The organism is Bradyrhizobium sp. Kon10 (assembly GCF_055807395.1).
Genome location: NZ_JBVVOZ010000028.1, coordinates 35,789 through 52,305, shown reverse-complemented (window position 1 = coordinate 52,305; position 16,517 = coordinate 35,789). Strand labels below are relative to the sequence as shown.

General features: G+C 66.4%; 15 protein-coding genes. All 15 read right to left on the bottom strand.

Annotated features, from left to right (window positions below):
- Positions 1–71: 71 nt before the first annotated feature.
- From AC0L2O_RS28600 to AC0L2O_RS28530, 15 genes are read right to left on the bottom strand one after another with little or no spacing between them, the layout of a single operon-like run.
- Positions 72–920 carry an MBL fold metallo-hydrolase gene (locus tag AC0L2O_RS28600; RefSeq protein WP_369724826.1) on the bottom strand — a complete coding sequence of 283 codons (849 nt, stop codon included), beginning with the start codon at positions 918–920 and terminating at the stop codon, positions 72–74.
- A gap of 31 nt (positions 921–951) precedes the next feature.
- Complete coding sequence (locus AC0L2O_RS28595) at positions 952–1,836, bottom strand: amidohydrolase family protein (RefSeq protein WP_473372072.1); 885 nt, start codon at positions 1,834–1,836, stop codon at positions 952–954.
- Positions 1,833–2,954: a vWA domain-containing protein gene (locus AC0L2O_RS28590; RefSeq protein ID WP_369724822.1), complete on the bottom strand. Its 1,122-nt coding sequence runs from the start codon at positions 2,952–2,954 to the stop codon at positions 1,833–1,835. The genes AC0L2O_RS28595 and AC0L2O_RS28590 overlap by 4 nt, the downstream gene beginning before the upstream one ends.
- Positions 2,951–3,832, bottom strand: a complete 882-nt coding sequence (locus tag AC0L2O_RS28585; protein WP_369724820.1) for an AAA family ATPase — start codon at positions 3,830–3,832, stop codon at positions 2,951–2,953. Before AC0L2O_RS28585 ends, AC0L2O_RS28590 begins: the two co-directional genes overlap by 4 nt.
- Positions 3,833–3,842: 10 nt before the next feature.
- Complete coding sequence (locus tag AC0L2O_RS28580) at positions 3,843–4,865, bottom strand: xanthine dehydrogenase family protein molybdopterin-binding subunit (protein WP_369724819.1); 1,023 nt, start codon at positions 4,863–4,865, stop codon at positions 3,843–3,845.
- On the bottom strand, positions 4,866–6,458 hold the full coding sequence (locus AC0L2O_RS28575; protein ID WP_473372071.1) for a xanthine dehydrogenase family protein molybdopterin-binding subunit: 1,593 nt from the start codon (positions 6,456–6,458) through the stop codon (positions 4,866–4,868). It abuts the gene before it with no gap.
- An 11-nt stretch (positions 6,459–6,469) separates the two neighbouring features.
- Complete coding sequence (locus tag AC0L2O_RS28570) at positions 6,470–6,946, bottom strand: (2Fe-2S)-binding protein (protein ID WP_369724817.1); 477 nt, start codon at positions 6,944–6,946, stop codon at positions 6,470–6,472.
- A 5-nt stretch (positions 6,947–6,951) separates the two neighbouring features.
- Complete coding sequence (locus tag AC0L2O_RS28565; protein ID WP_409189347.1) at positions 6,952–7,770, bottom strand: FAD binding domain-containing protein; 819 nt, start codon at positions 7,768–7,770, stop codon at positions 6,952–6,954.
- A 1-nt stretch (position 7,771) separates the two neighbouring features.
- Entirely contained in the window at positions 7,772–8,215 is a 444-nt protein-coding gene (locus AC0L2O_RS28560) for an SRPBCC family protein (protein WP_409189346.1), read from the bottom strand.
- A gap of 3 nt (positions 8,216–8,218) precedes the next feature.
- Positions 8,219–8,656, bottom strand: coding sequence for an SRPBCC family protein (locus tag AC0L2O_RS28555; protein ID WP_409189345.1), 438 nt, complete (start codon positions 8,654–8,656; stop codon positions 8,219–8,221).
- A 9-nt stretch (positions 8,657–8,665) separates the two neighbouring features.
- On the bottom strand, positions 8,666–11,569 hold the full coding sequence (locus AC0L2O_RS28550) for a flotillin family protein (RefSeq protein WP_369724809.1): 2,904 nt from the start codon (positions 11,567–11,569) through the stop codon (positions 8,666–8,668).
- Between the two features lie 26 nt (positions 11,570–11,595).
- The gene (locus AC0L2O_RS28545; RefSeq protein ID WP_473372070.1) at positions 11,596–12,429 is read right to left on the bottom strand and encodes a phosphoenolpyruvate hydrolase family protein; all 834 of its coding nucleotides are present in this window, start codon (positions 12,427–12,429) and stop codon (positions 11,596–11,598) included.
- A 3-nt stretch (positions 12,430–12,432) separates the two neighbouring features.
- The gene (locus tag AC0L2O_RS28540; RefSeq protein ID WP_473372069.1) at positions 12,433–14,649 is read right to left on the bottom strand and encodes a Tm-1-like ATP-binding domain-containing protein; all 2,217 of its coding nucleotides are present in this window, start codon (positions 14,647–14,649) and stop codon (positions 12,433–12,435) included.
- Positions 14,642–15,424, bottom strand: a complete 783-nt coding sequence (locus AC0L2O_RS28535; RefSeq protein ID WP_473372068.1) for an ABC transporter ATP-binding protein — start codon at positions 15,422–15,424, stop codon at positions 14,642–14,644. Before AC0L2O_RS28535 ends, AC0L2O_RS28540 begins: the two co-directional genes overlap by 8 nt.
- Positions 15,417–16,517: a branched-chain amino acid ABC transporter permease gene (locus AC0L2O_RS28530; RefSeq protein ID WP_473372067.1), complete on the bottom strand. Its 1,101-nt coding sequence runs from the start codon at positions 16,515–16,517 to the stop codon at positions 15,417–15,419. The genes AC0L2O_RS28535 and AC0L2O_RS28530 overlap by 8 nt, the downstream gene beginning before the upstream one ends.

Here is a 16,517-nt window from a genome sequence, read left to right as displayed (position 1 = left end):
GTCGATCCTCAGAAGCATGATCCGGAAAACTCTGGAGCGGTTTCCATCAAGATCACGCAGACAAAAAGCCCTCAGGCCGGGAACCAGTTGCGTGCGGGCAACGATTGCACGATCGGGCCGGGGACCTGGTCGTGCAGGCGTCCGACCACGACCCCGCCCTCGATCTTGGCCGGCCTGTCGTGGACCGGAAGCAGGTAACGCGAATTGCTCAGGAGCTTCTTGATCGACGCCTTCTCGGCCCGCTTGCTGGTGCCGTGATTGCCGGTCGTGCGCGGCTCCCAATCGTGGATCTCGTTGAAGGGCGTGACGATCTGGTCGTTGAAATCGTAGATCACGTCGCCGCAGATGGTCGCGATGCCGTCGGCGGTCTCGACGATGATGTTCATCGAGCCCTCGGTATGCGCGTTGGCAGCGTCGCAATACACGCCAGGCATCAGCTCGATCGGGCCGGTGATCTCAAGGTCGAGGAAGCGCAGCGCGCTCTTGGTATGCAGGCGGTCGATGAGGTGCTTGATATCGGGCGCCGGGTATTGGGGATGCATCAGGCCGGAGACGGAATATTCGAGCTCCTTGCGATTGAGCACGACGGTCGTATTCATCGGGAACAGATCGTCCTTGCCGGCGTGGTCGATGTGCAGATGGGTGTGGCAGACGAAGCGCACGTCGCCCATGCGCACGCCATGGCGCGCCAGCTGGTTCTCGATCATGTGCTCGTGGTATTGCAGGCCGCGCATGCCCAGCGTCTCCATGATCTGGTTGGAGCGGTAGCCGGTATCGACCACGACCGGGTATTTGCCGCCGAGGATCAGGAAGCCGAGGGTGAGGACGCGGCGGGTTCGGCCGCAGTCGCGGCCGAGAACCAGAAAGCTCGATTCCAGCTCGATATCGCCATAGTCCAGGATCTTGATCTCCAGCGCCATTCGTTGCCCTCCGTATCTTGTTTCTTGTCTCTCAAAGCCGATAGACGCGCGCTGCCGTAGTCCTGAAGATCGCGTCCTGTTGCTTGGTAGTCAGCGGGGCAGCCGCCGCACGAAAAGCATCGACGAGCTCGCGATAGCTGGTCCACAATTTCTCGATGGGGAAATTGGAGCCGAACAAGCAGCGCTCGGCGCCGAAGATCGCCACGGTGTCGGTGAGCACCGCCGCGACGTGGTCGGGATCGTTGCGATGAATGAAGGTGCCGAGCCCCGAGAGCTTCGACACGACGTTCGGACATGCCGCGAGCCGCGCCATTCCGGAGCGCCATGCGGCGCGTCCCGCCGGCGACACGTCCTCCAGCATGCCGGCATGCTGGAGGATGAAGGTCACCTTGGGACAGGCGTTGGCAAGCTCTGCCGCGTCCGGCATCTGTGGCGTGAACACCTGCAAGTCAAAGCTCCAGCCGTATTCGGCGAGACGCGCGACGTTGCGTCGGATCGTGGGATCGACACACAGATCCGGTTTTGCAGCGAAGCGATAAAGCGGGTTTTCGTGCCAGTGCAGCTGCATTCGCATGCCACGAACCAGCGGATAGCGCTTGAGCCGGTCGAGCTGCGGGCGCACGTCGTCGACGGCGAAATTGGCGTAGGCGACGATGGCGTGCGGCCAACCGTGTTCGTCGGCGGTGTGCTGCACCCAGGCTGCTTCGTCCACGAAACGGTCGTTGGCCCAGTTGGTCTGCACGTAGACCGAGCGGGAGACGCCGGTATCCTTGAGATCCTCGATATATTCCTGAATCGGATAATCGCGCCTGATCGGTTCGTAAGGTCCAAAGATGCGCGGCTGCATCGGGCCGGTCAGCCAGGGCAGGTCGGCCTGTCGCCAGATGTGATGATGCCCGTCGACAATCTCGGTCACGCAACTCTCCTTCGACCCAATGCCAGCACATGGGCCACGATCGCCGCGCTCGATCCACCATCGACGAGGTCGTCGACATAGCGCTCGATCGCGACCAGCGCCTCGGTTTGCGGGCGAAAGCCGGGGCCGGCCGCAAGCGGCGTCAACCAGCTCACCCGCCAGGCCCGCCGCGACAGTTTTGCCGCCGCGTCGCGCAGTGCGTCAGGCTCGCCGCGCTCGAGGCCGTCGGACACGATGATCACGGCAGCGCCGCGCGCGTAGCCGCCAAATCGAGGCACAGCGAGAAAGGCCTGAAGCGCATCGCCGATTCGGGTGCCGCCGTCCCAGTCGCTGACCAGATGCGCGGCCGCGTTCAGCGCCTGCTCGCGCCGCTTCAGCCGCAGCGCGCGGGTCACGCGCGTGAGCCGCGTGCCGAAGGTAAAGACCTCGACATTCGGCGCGACCTGCACCAACGTATGCGCAAGCTTCATGTTGTCTTCGGTGCGGCTCTTCATTGAGCCGGAGACGTCGATCAGGAGCAATATCTTCCGCGGGCGCTGTCTGCGTTTCAGGTGACCGAGCCGCAAGATCTCGCCGTCGCTGCGGACGGAATCGCGCAAGGTACGGCGCAGGTCCGCAAACGGCCCGCGGCGGGCGCGCATGCGCCGGTGCCCGCGCCGCCGCGGCAGACGCCTCGGGGCCTCGCGCGCCAGGCGCCGCAGCGCATCTGCCGTTGAAAGCTGGGCGAAGCGGCGCTCGACCAGGGCCTCGGTGCGGGTCGCGCTGAGGCCGGATTCGTTGGCCTCACCTGAGAACAGCGGTTCTTCCTCGCCGCGGCCTTCCTCCTGGAGGCGGACGGTCTCGTCGTCCTCGCCGTCGTCGGCATGCTCGATGGCTTCGCTGCCGCGGAAGTGCAGATCGAACAGGCGGTCGAAGGTGGCGCGTCGCTCGGGAGGCGGGGCGAGGGTGGCGAGCGCCGCCTGCCTGACATCGCCGAGGCCGCGTGGGCCGAGCAGTTCGATGGCCGCGAGAAAAATGGTGGTCTGTTCCGGTGCTACGGCGAAGCCGTTCGTGCGGAGCAGCGAAACGAACGAGACGAAGATGCGGGCCGCCCGCGGCAGCTGGTTCTCGTTTCTCATGCAGTCGCCTCCGCCAGCATCGCGTCGAGCCGGGGCGAGATGAAGTGCAGGTCTTCCTCGTCCTTCAGTGCGACGCCGATGGAGCGCTTGAAGGCGTCGGGCCAGCGCGCGCCGCCCTTGTGCAGCAGCGTCGCCGCCTCGGCCCAGTCGACGGCTTCCGCGATGCCGGGCGCCTTGCTCAGCGGCTCGCGCCGCAGCTTTTCCACCGCGGCCACCACCGCGCGCGCGGTGGCCTCGGCGACGCTGGAGGCTCGCATCATCACGATGCGCGCCTCGCGCTCGGCGGTCGGATAGTCGATCCAGTGATAGACGCAGCGCCGCCGCAGGGCTTCATGCAGGTCGCGGGTGCGGTTGGACGTCAACACCACGACCGGGCGTTCCGCGGCGCGCACGGTGCCGCGCTCGGGAATCGAGATCTGGAAGTCTGACAGGAACTCGAGCAAAAATGCCTCGAACTCCTGGTCGGCGCGGTCGATTTCATCGATCAGCAGTACCGTGGAGTCGGGCGCGCGCAGCGCTGCCAGCATCGGCCGCTCGATCAGGAAGCTCTCGCCGTAGATGTCGATACTCTCGTCGCCGGCCTGGCGGATCGCGAGCATCTGACGCGGATAGTTCCATTCGTAGAGCGCGGCGGAGGCATCGATGCCCTCGTAGCATTGCAGCCGGATCAACCGGCGGCCGAGCACGGCGGCGATCGCCTTCGCGGCCTCGGTCTTGCCAACGCCCGGCGCGCCTTCGAGCAGCAACGGTTTGCCGAGCGCGAGACCGAGATAGGCGGCGGTCGCGAGACCTTCGTCGGCGAGATAATAGGCCGCGCGTAGCGCCTTCTCCAGCGCCTCCGGGCTGTCGATGCCGACGATGTTGCTGCGGACGGCCATGGATCAGACCTCAGCGCCGCGCCTGCGGCCGCGCACCGCCTTGGGATTTGATCGCGCGCAGGACTTTTTCCGGGGTGATCGGGAGATCGTCGATGCGCACCCCGACGGCGTTGAAGATTGCGTTGGCAACGGCCGGCAGTACGGGGTTGGCGCACATCTCGCCGGGCCCCTTGGCGCCGAACGGTCCGTCGGGAGCGGGGCGCTCGAGCACGGCGATATCGTGCGGGCAGATGTCGCCGGGGCCGGGCATCAGATATTCGACGAAGTCGCGCGGGCCGTGAACGGGTTCGGGATAATAGGGCTCGGTTGTCTCATAGAGCGTGTGGCTGATGCCCATCCAGGCGCCGCCGACGAGCTGCTGCTCGACCAGCCGCGGGTTCAGCGCGCGACCAAGCTCATAGGCCGAGTCCATTCGCACCATCGCGACTTCACCGGTCTCGTCGTCGACCTCGACCTCGGCGACGAGGCAGGCATGGGCGTAGCAGGTCGCCGGCGACATCTCGCCGGTCTCCGGATCGACGTCGGACAGAGGCACCAGGAAAATGCCGCGGCCCGAGATGGTCTTGCCTTGCTTGAACTGCGCCGCGATAGCAACGTCCTTGGTCGAGATCGAACGGTGCGGAGCGCCCTTGACGTGGATGTTGCCACGTCCGTCGGTCTCGAGATCGGCGGCGTTGACTTCCAACTCTTCGGCCGCAGCCTCCATCATCACGCCACGCGCCTCGCGTGCTGCCGCCATTACGGCATTGCCGACGCGATGGGTGCCGCGCGAGGCGAATGAGCCCATGCAATGCGGCCCGGTGTCGGAGTCCGCCGTGTCGACATAGACGTCCTCGACGGGGACGCCCAGCGTCTCCGCGCAGATCTGCCGCGTCACCGACTTCATGCCCTGGCCGAGGTCGATCGACGACAGCGCCACGGTGAACTTGCCGCTCGGATTTGAATGCACCAGCGCCTGGCTCGGATCGCCGCCGAGGTTCATGCCGATGGGATAGTTGATCGACGCCATGCCGCGTCCGCGATGCCGGGTCATCTAGCGCCTCCTGGTGCCAAAGACGGAGGAAAAACGCGTCGCGCCATGCGAGGGCGCGGCCGGCCGCGGCGAGGGCGGCGGGGGAGCCGGGGGTGGCGGCTCGCGCGGCGGTTCGCGGGTGATTGTGGGCGGGAGCCGGTCGTAGCTCGTGCGCTGCTGCGCCGCCGCCGTCGGCGCCGCGCGCGAAGCGGTCGGGGTCGGTGGAATGGCTGCGCGGCTGCCGCCGCCGTCCTTGCGTGAGGATGCCCGCCTGAATTCGTCGCGAATCGGCCATTTGGCCTTTTCGGCCGCGACCTGGACGCATTCGATCAGTGCCGTGTTCTTGGCCTCGCGCCGGTGCGCCTTCATGTCGCCGTCGCGATAGGCGTTGAGGATGCGAAATTCCATCGGGTCCATGCCGACGAGGTTCGCCAGCTTGTCCATCTGGCACTCGATCGCAAAGTCCATCGCGGTGACGCCGAAGCCGCGCATGGCGGTGGCCGGCGTACGGTTGGTGAACACGCAATAGACGTCGCCATAGACGTTCGGGATGGTGTAGGGGCCCGGCAGGTGCGCGGCGCATTTCACGGCGGCGTAGCTGGACAGCCGCGTGTAGGCGCCGCTGTCGAAATAGGCAGTGATCTTGCGCGCGACGATGCGGCCGTCGCGCATCACCCCGTCCTTGATGTAGATGCGCTCGGCGCCGCGCGGCGGACCGTATTGCATCTCCTCCTCGCGGCCGAACACGTAGCGCACGGGTCGCCCGGTCAGCATCGCGCCGAGGATCGCGAGCGGCTCGGTCAGCGTATCGACCTTGCCGCCAAACCCGCCACCGACGGTGCCGCCGATGAAGTGGAAGGTGTTGGACGGGACGTCCAGGATCTTGGCGCAGGTGTCGACCGAAAAGAACAGCGCTTGGGTCGAGGTGTAGACCAGATAGCGGCCGTTGGTATCGGGCGCGGCGATCGCACCATTGGTCTCGGTCGGCGCGTGCTCGATCGGCGACATCTGGTAGCGCTGCTCCAGCACATGATCGGCGCTCGCCAGCGCCGCATCGGCGTCGCCGAAGCGGAGCTTCTGGTGGTCATAAGTCTCGTGATAGGTGAATGTGTTCTTGGGATAGGTCTCGTTGACCACGGGCGCGCCGGGCTTCAGCGCATCTTCGACGTCGAACACGGCTGGCAGCGGTTCATAATCGACCTTGATCTTTGCAATCGCCTCGAATGCTTCGCGCTCGCTATCGGCAACGATGGCGACGATCGGCTCGCCCTTGTAGCGGACCTTGTCGACCGCAAGCGACGGCTCGTCGTCGTTGCCGAAATTGATCAGGCTCAAAAGCGTGTTGAGGTTGCGCGGCACGTCGGCGCCGCGGATGATCCGGCGCACGCCAGCCGATCGCTCGGCCTCGGTGGTGTCGATGCGGCGAATTCTGGCGTGCGCCTGGGTCGAGCGCACCACCTTCAGGTGCAGCATGCCCTGAAGCTGATGGTCATTGAAATAGCTCGACGTGCCCGTCACGTGGCCGAGCATGTCCTGACGCTGCGTGCCCTTGCCGATCTCCTTGAGGTTATCGTCGCGCTCGTCGGCAAAAATGTCCTTGCGCAGTTCCAGCATGGTCGGGTCCTTCAGGCGCTGGCCCGGCCGCCCGCGGCGGCGAGGATCGCATTGATGATCGGCTCATAGCCCGTGCAGCGGCAGATGTTGCCGGAGATCGCCTCGACGATCTCGGCGCGGCTCGGAGCGGGGGTGCGGTCGAGCAGGGCCTTCGCCGCCATCAGCATGCCCGGGGTGCAATAGCCGCATTGGGCCGCGAAGTGGTCGGCGAACGCGCGCTGAAGCGGATGCAGGTTGGGACCCTGCTTCATACCGTCGAGAGTTTCTATGGAACGGCCCGCGACCGTCTCCGCCAACGTCAGGCAGGACAAGTGGAGTTCGCCGTCGATCAACACGCTGCAGGCGCCGCAGCCGCCCTGGCCGCAGCCGAACTTGGGCGTCATGTCGCCGATCAGTTCGCGGAGTGCAACGAGGAGATTGGTGCCGCCTTCCACAAAGATCGCGACGTCGCGGCCGTTGTGACGAAATTGCAGGGGGATTTTGGACATCGCGGTCACTCCTGGCCGGACAACAGGCGACGCAGGTGCACCCCGACGATCTCGCGGCGATACCAGGCGCTGCCGAGCGCGTTGTCCGCCGGGGATGTTCCTTCGCCGGCGGCCGAAGCCGCGGCCGCGATCGTCGCGCCATCCAGCGAACGGCCTTCCAGCGCGCGCTCGGCGGCGCGAGCGCGGATCTGCGTCGGCGCCATCGAGCCCAGCGCGATGCGCGCCCCGGCGATGCGACCGCCCGAGATCGGCAGGTGCGCGGCGATCGTGATCACGGAGCCGCCCTTCGGCTTGATCCGGGCGATCTTGCGATAGCGGAATGCCTCGGTGCTCGCCGGCCGGGTACAGGACACCGACAGGACCAGAGTGCCGGACTGCCGGTCGCGCGCCTGAAGAAATTCCTCGATCGGAATGTCGCGCGACCCGAAGCCGCCTTGCACGGTGACGGTCGCGTCGAGCGCCAGCAGTGCCACGGTGAAATCGCCGTAAGGGATGGGCGCGAACAGGTTGCCACCGACCGTGCCCATGTTGCGGACGGCGGGGCCGCCGATCGAGCGGGCAGGGGCGTGCAGGAAGGCGAGATCGCGCTCAGTGAGGATCCGTCCGAAGGTGACGCCGGCCCCCAACGTGACCCGAGGGCCCGATGCATCGATCCGGGTCAGCGCCTGGTCACTGGCGCGGACGACGGTCGAGACCGAGACGTCGCCCTCGTTCAGCGCCCGCATCACCAGCGTGCCGCCGCCGAGATAGCGTGCGCTGCGCTCCGAGGACAGCGCGGCGGCCGCCTCGCTGGCGTTGGCGAATGTTTTCACGATCACGGCCATGCTAGGCGGCCTCCTTCAGATGGCGGCGGATCGCCTCGAATCCCGCCTGGTAGATGTCTTCCGCAACCATGTGGGTGATGCGGTCCGTGTCTTCCGGCTTGGTCGTGAAGCGCGATTCCCAGTGCCAGAAGGTGCGGTCGCCGTCGGTCACCGGCAGCAGGCGAACATGGGCGACGTAGTTGAACATCGGGATCGGGGTGTCGAGCAGGCAGTAGCTGAAGGTCTGTTCGAGATCGGACAGGGCCAGCAGCTGCTCGCGCAGCTCCGAGCCGTCCTTCAGCTTGAAGCGCCGGACACAGCCGATCTTGTCGGAAGACTGCGCACGTTCGATGGAGGACGTCGCGACCGCCGGGTGCCAGCGGTCGTGCCCGTTGAAATCGCGCAACACCGACCACGCCGCGTCGCTCGGCGCATCCAGGATGGTGCTCTTGACGATGTGCGGCACCACTCAGCCTCCGAACACACGCTTGAGGGCGTCGAAGCCTCCCTGGAACACGCCGCCGCCAATGTTGCCGACCAGCTCGGTTTCCCGCTCCGGCGCGCAGTCGAATTCGGCGGTCCATTCCATAAAGGTCTGGTCGCCGTCGGTGACCGGCGTGAGCCGCAAGGTCGCAACGTAGTTGTCGACGCCCATCGGAGATTCGAGAATCGAGTAGGTGCAGAACATGTCGTAATCGGACAGGCCCAGGAGCTTCTCGCGGATGCGGTCGCCATTGCGCAGGCGAAAATCCCTGACGCAGCCGATCTTGTCGGAGGGCTCGCCGCCTTCGATACGGCTTTCCGCGATCGCCGGGTGCCAGTTCGGCAGGCCGTTGAAGTCGCGCACCCGGGCCCAGACGCGGTCGTTGCGCGCATTGACGACGGTGGAGACGTAGACGCGTGGCATGGTGCGACCTCAGCTCTTTTTCCGCGGACCGCGCTCGGCTGGCAATTCGCCGCCGCCCTCACTCGCAGGGGGGGCGACGGCCGCCTTGTCGCCGCCGCCGCTCTTGCGCGCGGACTCCTTGATGCCCTGCATGTCGCGGGCTTCGCGGATCAGGCCTGGCATTTTTGCAAGACTGCCGCCTTCGACGCCGATGTCCGCCAGGAGCGAATCGATCAACGGTGCCTGCACGCGGTAGCGCAGCGCCGAGTCGATCACCTCGTCGGTGGCGCTGCGGCCGCCATTGCCGCCATGGCCGTTGCCGTTGAGGCCATCGACCTGGAGGATGCGGATGCCTTCGATCTTCTCCATCGGCTTGACGCTCTCGCGTACGATGCCCTCGATGCGGTCGAGCAGCTTTCGGCGGAACAGCGAGTAACGCGCCTGATCGGTGAGCACGTTCTCGGCTTCGTTCAGCATGCGTTGCGCTTCGGCCTCGACGGCGGCGCGGACGCGCTCGGCTTCAGCGGCGATGCGCGTTTCCTCGGCCTGCTTCTCGGCCAGCATCACCTCGACGGTCCTGCGCCGCTTGGCGATCTCGCTCTCGCGCGCGGTAATGACGCGCTCGGTCGCCTCCGTAGCCCGCATCCGCGCTTCCTCCGCGGTGGCCTTGGCCGCCGATTCCTCCAGCGATTTGGTGTGGATCGCGATCGCCTTCTCCATCAGGACGGTCTCGACCTCCTTCTCGCGGTTGACCTCGAGCTTGCGCAGCTCGCGCTCGCGGCCGATGCGGGCCTCGTCGAGGCCGCGGTCCGAGGAGATGCGGGCGCGCTCGACCTCCTCGCGGGAGGCGATCTCGGCCTCCTGGAGCGATTGCACGCGGGCGACTTCGAGTTGCTCGATGGCGCGGCGGCGCTCGATTCGGGCGGTTTCAAGCGCCTGTTCACGGGAGACATCCGTGGTCTCCACCTCCTTGCGGGCGACGATCTCGGCCTGCTTGACCTGGCGGTCGGCATCGATGCGCTCGGAACGCTTGGCCGCGAGCGCGATGACGCGCTCCTCGTCCGCGATCTCGATCGCCTTCTTGTGGTCGATGTTGAGAACCTCGCGCTTCTTGGACGACGTGATCCGTTCCGCTTCGAGGGCGAGATCGACGGTGATACGCTGGCGCTCGATGGCGTCGCGCCGCTTCAGCTCGGCTGCCTCCAGCACGCCGGTGCGCTCGATTTCGAGCGAACGCGTGTCGCGCTCGGCCTGGATCCGTTCGGCCGCAACGGTCTTCTCCTGCGCGATGCGGGCAGCCTCGATCGCCTCGCGGGAGGCGATGTCCGCTTCCTCGACGGCGCGGTTGCGGGCGATCTCCAGTGAGCGGACGCGCTCTTCCTGGGCAATGCGTGAAGCCTCGGTGGTCTCACGCGCCGCGATGCCGGCGACGTCCAGCGTCTGGTTGCGCTCGATCTCCAGCTGCCGGGTGTTCTGCTCGGCGGCGATGCGCTCGGCCGCGAGTGTCCGCTCACGGGCGATGCGGGCCGCCTCGACGGAGCGTTGCGCCTCGATCTCGGCCTCCTGGATGGTGCGGACCTGCTGGATCTCCAGGGCGCGGGTACGCTCGTCGGAGGAGATGCGCTCCAAATTGACGATCATGGTCTGGGCGATGCGGGCCTTTTCGGTGGCCTCGCGGGCGGCGATCTCGGCCTCATCAACAGCGCGGGTGCGTTCGATCTCACGGCGCCGCGTCTCTTCCTCATTGGCAATGCGGGCGTCGGTAACGACGCGGTCCTGCTGGATCCGGGCCTTCTCGACCGCCTCGCGGGCGGCGATCTCGGCTTCCTCCACGGTGCGCATCCGCTCGATCTCGTGCTGGCGGACTTCGCGTTCCGATGCAATTCGCGTCGTGTCGATCGAGCGCTGGTTGGCAATCCGGGTCTTCTCGATCTCCTCGCGCGCCAGCAGCTCCTTCTCTTCGATGGTGCGGGTGCGCTCGATCTCCTTCTGGCGGGTCTCGCGCTCGGAGGCGATGCGAGCCTCCGCAATCGCCTGCTCATTGGCTATCCGCGAGCGCTCGATGGCTTCGCGCGCCGAGATCTGGGCCTGCTCGGCCTCGGTCTCGCGGAGCGCGCGTTCGCGGGCGACTTCGGTCCGTTGCAGCGCGCGGCGCATTTCGATGTCGCGTTCCTGCTCCAATCTCGCGGTTTCGCTCTCGCGCTCGATGTCGAGCGCCTGCCGCTCGGCTTCCAGATTGCGGGTGCGGATCCGGATCATCGAGTCCTGTTCGATGTCGTTGCGCAGCTTGCGCTTGGCCTCGATGTCCTCCATCAGGCGGGTCAGACCTTCGGCATCGAAGCGGTTCGAGGGATTGAAGAATTCAAGGTCGGTCTGATCGAGATCGGTGATCGCGACCGATTCCAGCTCAAGTCCGTTCTGGGCGAGAGCCTCCGCCGCGTTCGCCTTGAGGCGGGCGACATACTCGCCCCGTTGCTCATGCATCTGCTCCAGCGTCATTTCGGAGGCGACCGAACGGATCGCGGAGATGAATTTGCCGGCGAGAAGCGCATGAAGCTGCTCCGGCTCCATGGTGCGGCGGCCGAGTGTGGCGGCTGCGATGGAAACCGCTTCGCGGGTGGCTTGGACGCGGACATAGAAATCGGCCTCGATGTCGACGCGCATCCGATCGCGGGTGATCACCGCGTCCTGCCTGGAGCGCACGACGCCCATCGGCAGCACGTTCATGTTGACCGGCGTGTAATCGTGGACGAACGGCAGGACGAAGGCGCCGCCGTTGATCACCACGCGTTCGCCGAGGAAGCCGGTCCGGACGAACGACGTCTCTTTGGAGGAGCGGTGATAGAGCCAGTTCACGATGTAGACGCCGACCACGATCAAGACGATCGCGACGATCAGCCAGAGGATGAGCTCGCCGACCAGGATCCCTGACATGTTTCCCTCCCTCAATCGTTCCGGCGTTATCGCGCGCCGATCGCCTTGAATTTTCGGACCTGATCCGTCAGCGCACGTTCCACCGGCAGCCGCTCCATCGAGGAGGCGCCGTAGAAGCCGTGGCAATGACGGGTGTTCTTCATGATGAAATCGGCATCCGCGGGTTCAGCAATCGGACCGCCGTGAGCAAGCACCAGAATGTCCGGATTGACGCTCAGCGCGGCTGACGCCCAGGTGTCGACCCGCGCCGGGCAGTCCTGCAACCTCAGTGCGGTCTGCGCGCCGATCGAGCCGCCGGTGGTGAGCCCGAGATGGCAGACGATGATGTCGGCGCCGGCGATCGCCATCGCGGCGGCTTCCTTCTCGCTGAACACGTAGGGTGTCGTCAGCAAGTCTTTCTCGCGCGCCTTGGCGATCATGTCGATCTCCAGCGCATAGGACATGCCGGTCTCTTCGAGATTGGCGCGGAAAATGCCGTCGATCAGACCGACGGTCGGAAAATTCTGCACGCCGGCAAAACCGAGCGCCTTCAGTTGGTCGAGGAACACGTCCATGTCCCGGAACGGGTCGGTGCCGTTGACGCCCGCGAGCACCGGCGTCTTGCTGACCACTGGCAGCACCTCGCCAGCCATCTCCAGTACGATGGCGTTGGCGTCGCCATAGGCCATCAGTCCGGCGAGCGAGCCGCGGCCCGCCATGCGATAGCGGCCGGAATTGTAGACGACGATGAGATCGACGCCGCCGGCCTCTTCGCATTTGGCCGACAGCCCGGTGCCGGCGCCGCCGCCGACGATGGGCTCGCCGCGCTTCGCCATCTCGCGAAATCGCCTCAGGAGTACCGCGCGTTCAAACCGGGCCATCGGTCACCTCACTAGCCTCCGGCGCGCCCCGGCACGACCGAACAGCGTTCGGAACGCGCTCACGATGGTCGAGGCGAACTCGGGATCGTTGATGTTTTGCTTGACGCGGATGAGCTGACGGTTGCCGGTCTGCCGCACCGTACGCTCCAGCGCGCGGAACAGGGCGGTGTCGGCCTCCGGGTCCCAGAACGGCTGGCCGCGGGCGTCGAGTGCGGAGACGCCGCCTTCGGGCAGGAAGAAGCGCACCGGCCCGTCCATCTGGTTGAGCCGCTCGCCGATCCAGCGGCCCATCCGCTCGTTTTCCTCTGCCGTGGTGCGCATCAGCGTCACCTGCGGATTGTGGACGTGAAATTTTCGCGTGCGGTAGCGTTCGGGGATGGTTTCGGGCGCGCCAAAATTGACCATGTCGAGCGCGCCAACCGAGCCGATATAGGGCGCGCGGGTGCGGATGATCGCGCCGAAGCGATCGTCCGTGGCCGGAAACACACCGCCCATCAGGAGGTCGCAGATCTCGGTTGTGGTCAGATCGATGACGGCTGCGAGCTGGCCGGACTCGACGAGCTTTTCCATCGAGCGGCCACCGACGCCGGTGGCGTGGAAGACGAGGCATTCAAAGTCATCGCCCAAATCGGCTGCGATCTTCTGGACGGCCGGCGTCGTGACGCCGAACATGGTGATGCCGACCGACGGCGAGCTGGCGCTGGCAGCGCGCTCCCCGGCCTCGCGCTGATCGAGCTGCGCCCTGACCATGCCGGCGATGGCGTTGGCGCCGTTCGACAGCACTGCGCGCGAGATCGAGTTGAGCCCCTGAACGTCCGTGACCGAGTGCATCATGGTGATGTCGGCCGGACCGACGTAGGGTCCGACATCGCCGGAGGCGACGGATGAGATGATCAGTTTGGGCACGCCGACGGGCAGGGTGCGCATGCCCGGCGCAACCAGCGATGTCGCGCCCGAGCCGCCGGCCGAAATCACGCCGGCGATGTTGCCCTGGCGCCGCAGCCAGTTGGCGAACGCATCCGCCATGGCGGTGACTGCGGCTCCTCGATCGGGCCCGAACACGGCCGAACCACCGCGGCCGTGGTTGAGCGCGATTTCCTGCGCGGAGACGTCGCAGCTTGCCTGCTTGCCGCTGGTGGAGACATCGACCAGCCGGGTGCGCAACCCGTTCGCGGCGATGATGTCGCGGATGAAGCGCAGCTCGGTGCCTTTGGTGTCGAGCGTGCCGACCACCAGGACGATTGGCGGCCCCGAGGACTGCGACGTCGCCGGCTCGCGCTTGCGTCGCGCCGTCTCGTCGAGGCGCGCAACCTGCGTCGAGAGCGTGCGTGCCGCTGCTTCGATCCGTGCGATCGGGGCGGGTTGGGACCAGCGTGTCGGTGGCGTTGGGTTGGAGATGTAGACCCGGATCGGGCCGGTCGGTCGGGCGGGCTGTGGGACCGTCTTCGTCTCGGCGCCTGCCGCCGGCAGGTCGAGATCAGGCGTAAGTTCGGCATGCAAGCCAACGCCGAGCAGGCGCTGCTGGAGCTCGCGGTCGGCGGCGAGCCGGCCGGAGTCGATGATGCGATTGACGCGGCCGTTGACCATGATCGCGACGTTGCGCGAGACCGCGGTCGCCACGCCGATGTTCTGCTCGATCACGAGCACCGACATGTCGTCATCGTCGCCGAGCCGCAGCAGCATCTCCTCGACCTGGGCGACGATGACGGGCGCAAGCCCCTCGGTCGGCTCGTCCATGATCAGGAGCTGCGGATTTGTCAGCAGCGCGCGGGAAATCGCGAGCATCTGCTGCTCGCCGCCGGAGAGCTGGCCGCCACCATGGTCCTTGCGTTCGGCAAGTCGTGGAAAGGTGTCGTAGATCCGCTCGACGGTCCAGGATCCGGACCGCATCCCACCGGCGAGCCGCAGATGTTCGTCGACGCTGAGCGAGCGCCAGAGTCGGCGGCCCTGCGGCACATAGCCGACGCCAAGACGCGCGATGTGGGCTGGCGGCCGTCGTGTGATGTCCTCGCCACGGACGCGGATCGAGCCGCCGCTCACCGGAACCAAGCCCATGATGGCCTTGCACAGCGTGGTCTTGCCCATGCCGTTGCGGCCGACGACGGAGAACACACCGGCATCGAGCGAGAGGTCGACGCCCTGCAGTGCGTGCGAATGGCCGTAATAAACATCGAGGCCGCGGACCTCGAGGGCTGCGCTGCTGCGGCGGGCCTCATTCATGGCCGCCTCCGAGATAAAGCTCCTGCACCTCGGGATCGGACTGGATCTCTTCCGGCACGCCCTCCTTGAAGATGCGGCCGTTGTGCATCATCGTCACGCTCTCGACGACGCGCAACGCCACGTCCATGTCGTGCTCGATGATGATGTAGCCGATATGCGCGGGGAGCGAGGTCAGGATCTCGACCAGCTCCGCCCGTTCGGTCGGCGAGAGTCCGGCGGCCGGCTCGTCGAACAGCACGAAGCGCGGCGCGCCGGCAAGGGCCAGCGCGATCTCGAGCTGGCGCTGCTGGCCGTGGGCGAGCTCCGCGACGCGCTGGTCCTTCACCGCTGCCAGATGCACAGCCTGCACCAGATTGTCGGCGGCGTGCATCAGGGCATCGTTCTGCCCGGGACGGAGGAAAGAGAATCGTCCGCGCGAGACCCCACAGCAGGCGAGATAGACATTGTCCTGCACAGTGAGGCCGGGAAACAGCGCAGAGATTTGATAGGTCCGTCGCAGCCCGCGCCGGATGCGCTCATAGGGCGGAAAATGCGTGACGTCCTCGCCGAAGAAGCGGATCGTGCCGGAGGAGGGCGGGAAGTCGCCGGTGATGCAGTTGAACAGTGTGGTCTTGCCGGCGCCGTTGGAACCGAGCACGGCGCGGCGCTCGCCCGGGCGCACGGTGATGGTAACGTCGGTCAGCGCCGCGAGCGCGCCGAACAGCCGTGTGACGCCGCGGAGTTCCAGCGCGGCGCCGGCACCGACCACGGAGAGGCGTTGCGCGACGCTATCCATGGCCGCGCCCTCCGCCCGGGCGGTCGGCTTGTCGACGCCGACTTTGGCGCCAGCGTTGCCACAGCCCGATGACTCCGTCCGACGACCAGAACACGATGGCGAGAAAGCCAAGCCCGATCAGCAAGCGAAAGCGATTACCGTCGAGACCGATCTTGACCAGGAAATCGAGCGCGAAAGTGCGCAGGAGGACGAAGACCAGCGCGCCGATATAGGGGCCGATCGGCCGCGTGATGCCGCCGACGACGGCGATGATCAGGACGTCGATGCAGGCGCCGACACTGACCGAGCCGGGGGAGATCTGGCGGTAGTTCCAGACCTGGAGCACGCCGGCGAGCCCCGCGATGAAGGAGGCGACCGCATAGGCCGCGACGCGGTGCGCATTGACGTTGAAGCCGAGCGCGGCCATGCGGCGCGGATTGTCGCGCACACCCTGGAGCGCCAGCCCGAACGGGGCACGGGAGATATAGTCGACCGCGAAATAGCAGAGCGCGGCGACGGCGAGCACGATGTAATAGAAGGGAATATCATCGCGCCAATTGACACCCCAGAAGTGTGGCGTCGCGACGGTATTGATCCCGGTGTGACCGTTGAAGATGGCCCAGTTCTGGTTGGTGAAGTAATAGAAGGCCGCGCCGATCGCGAGCGTGATCATGATGGTGTAGATGCCCTCGGTGCGCACCGCGAGCGCGCCGCCGAGCGTTCCGAACAGGGTCGCGAGCGCGAGCGCCATCGGGACGGCAAGCCACCACGGCCAACCCAGGCTGATATTGGGGTTGCCGCTGACCCCGAACACCGCGACCATGTAGGCTGCAAGGCCCGCGATGGTGAGCTGCATCAGGCTGACCATGCCGCCATAGCCGGCGAGAAACATCAGGCTGAGCGCGATGGTGCCGAGGACCAGCGTCGTCGCAAAGATCTCGATCAGGAAGAAGCCGTTGGCGATCAGCGGCATGACCAGCAGGATGATCGCCACGATCCAGGCTGCGGGATCGTTGATGTCCGGCCATCGGCGAGCGGCCGGAGCTTGAGCCGTCGAGGCTGGCTTGTGGACCTGGACGTGGGCTTGGACGCGGGCGTCGTGGGCAACGGACAT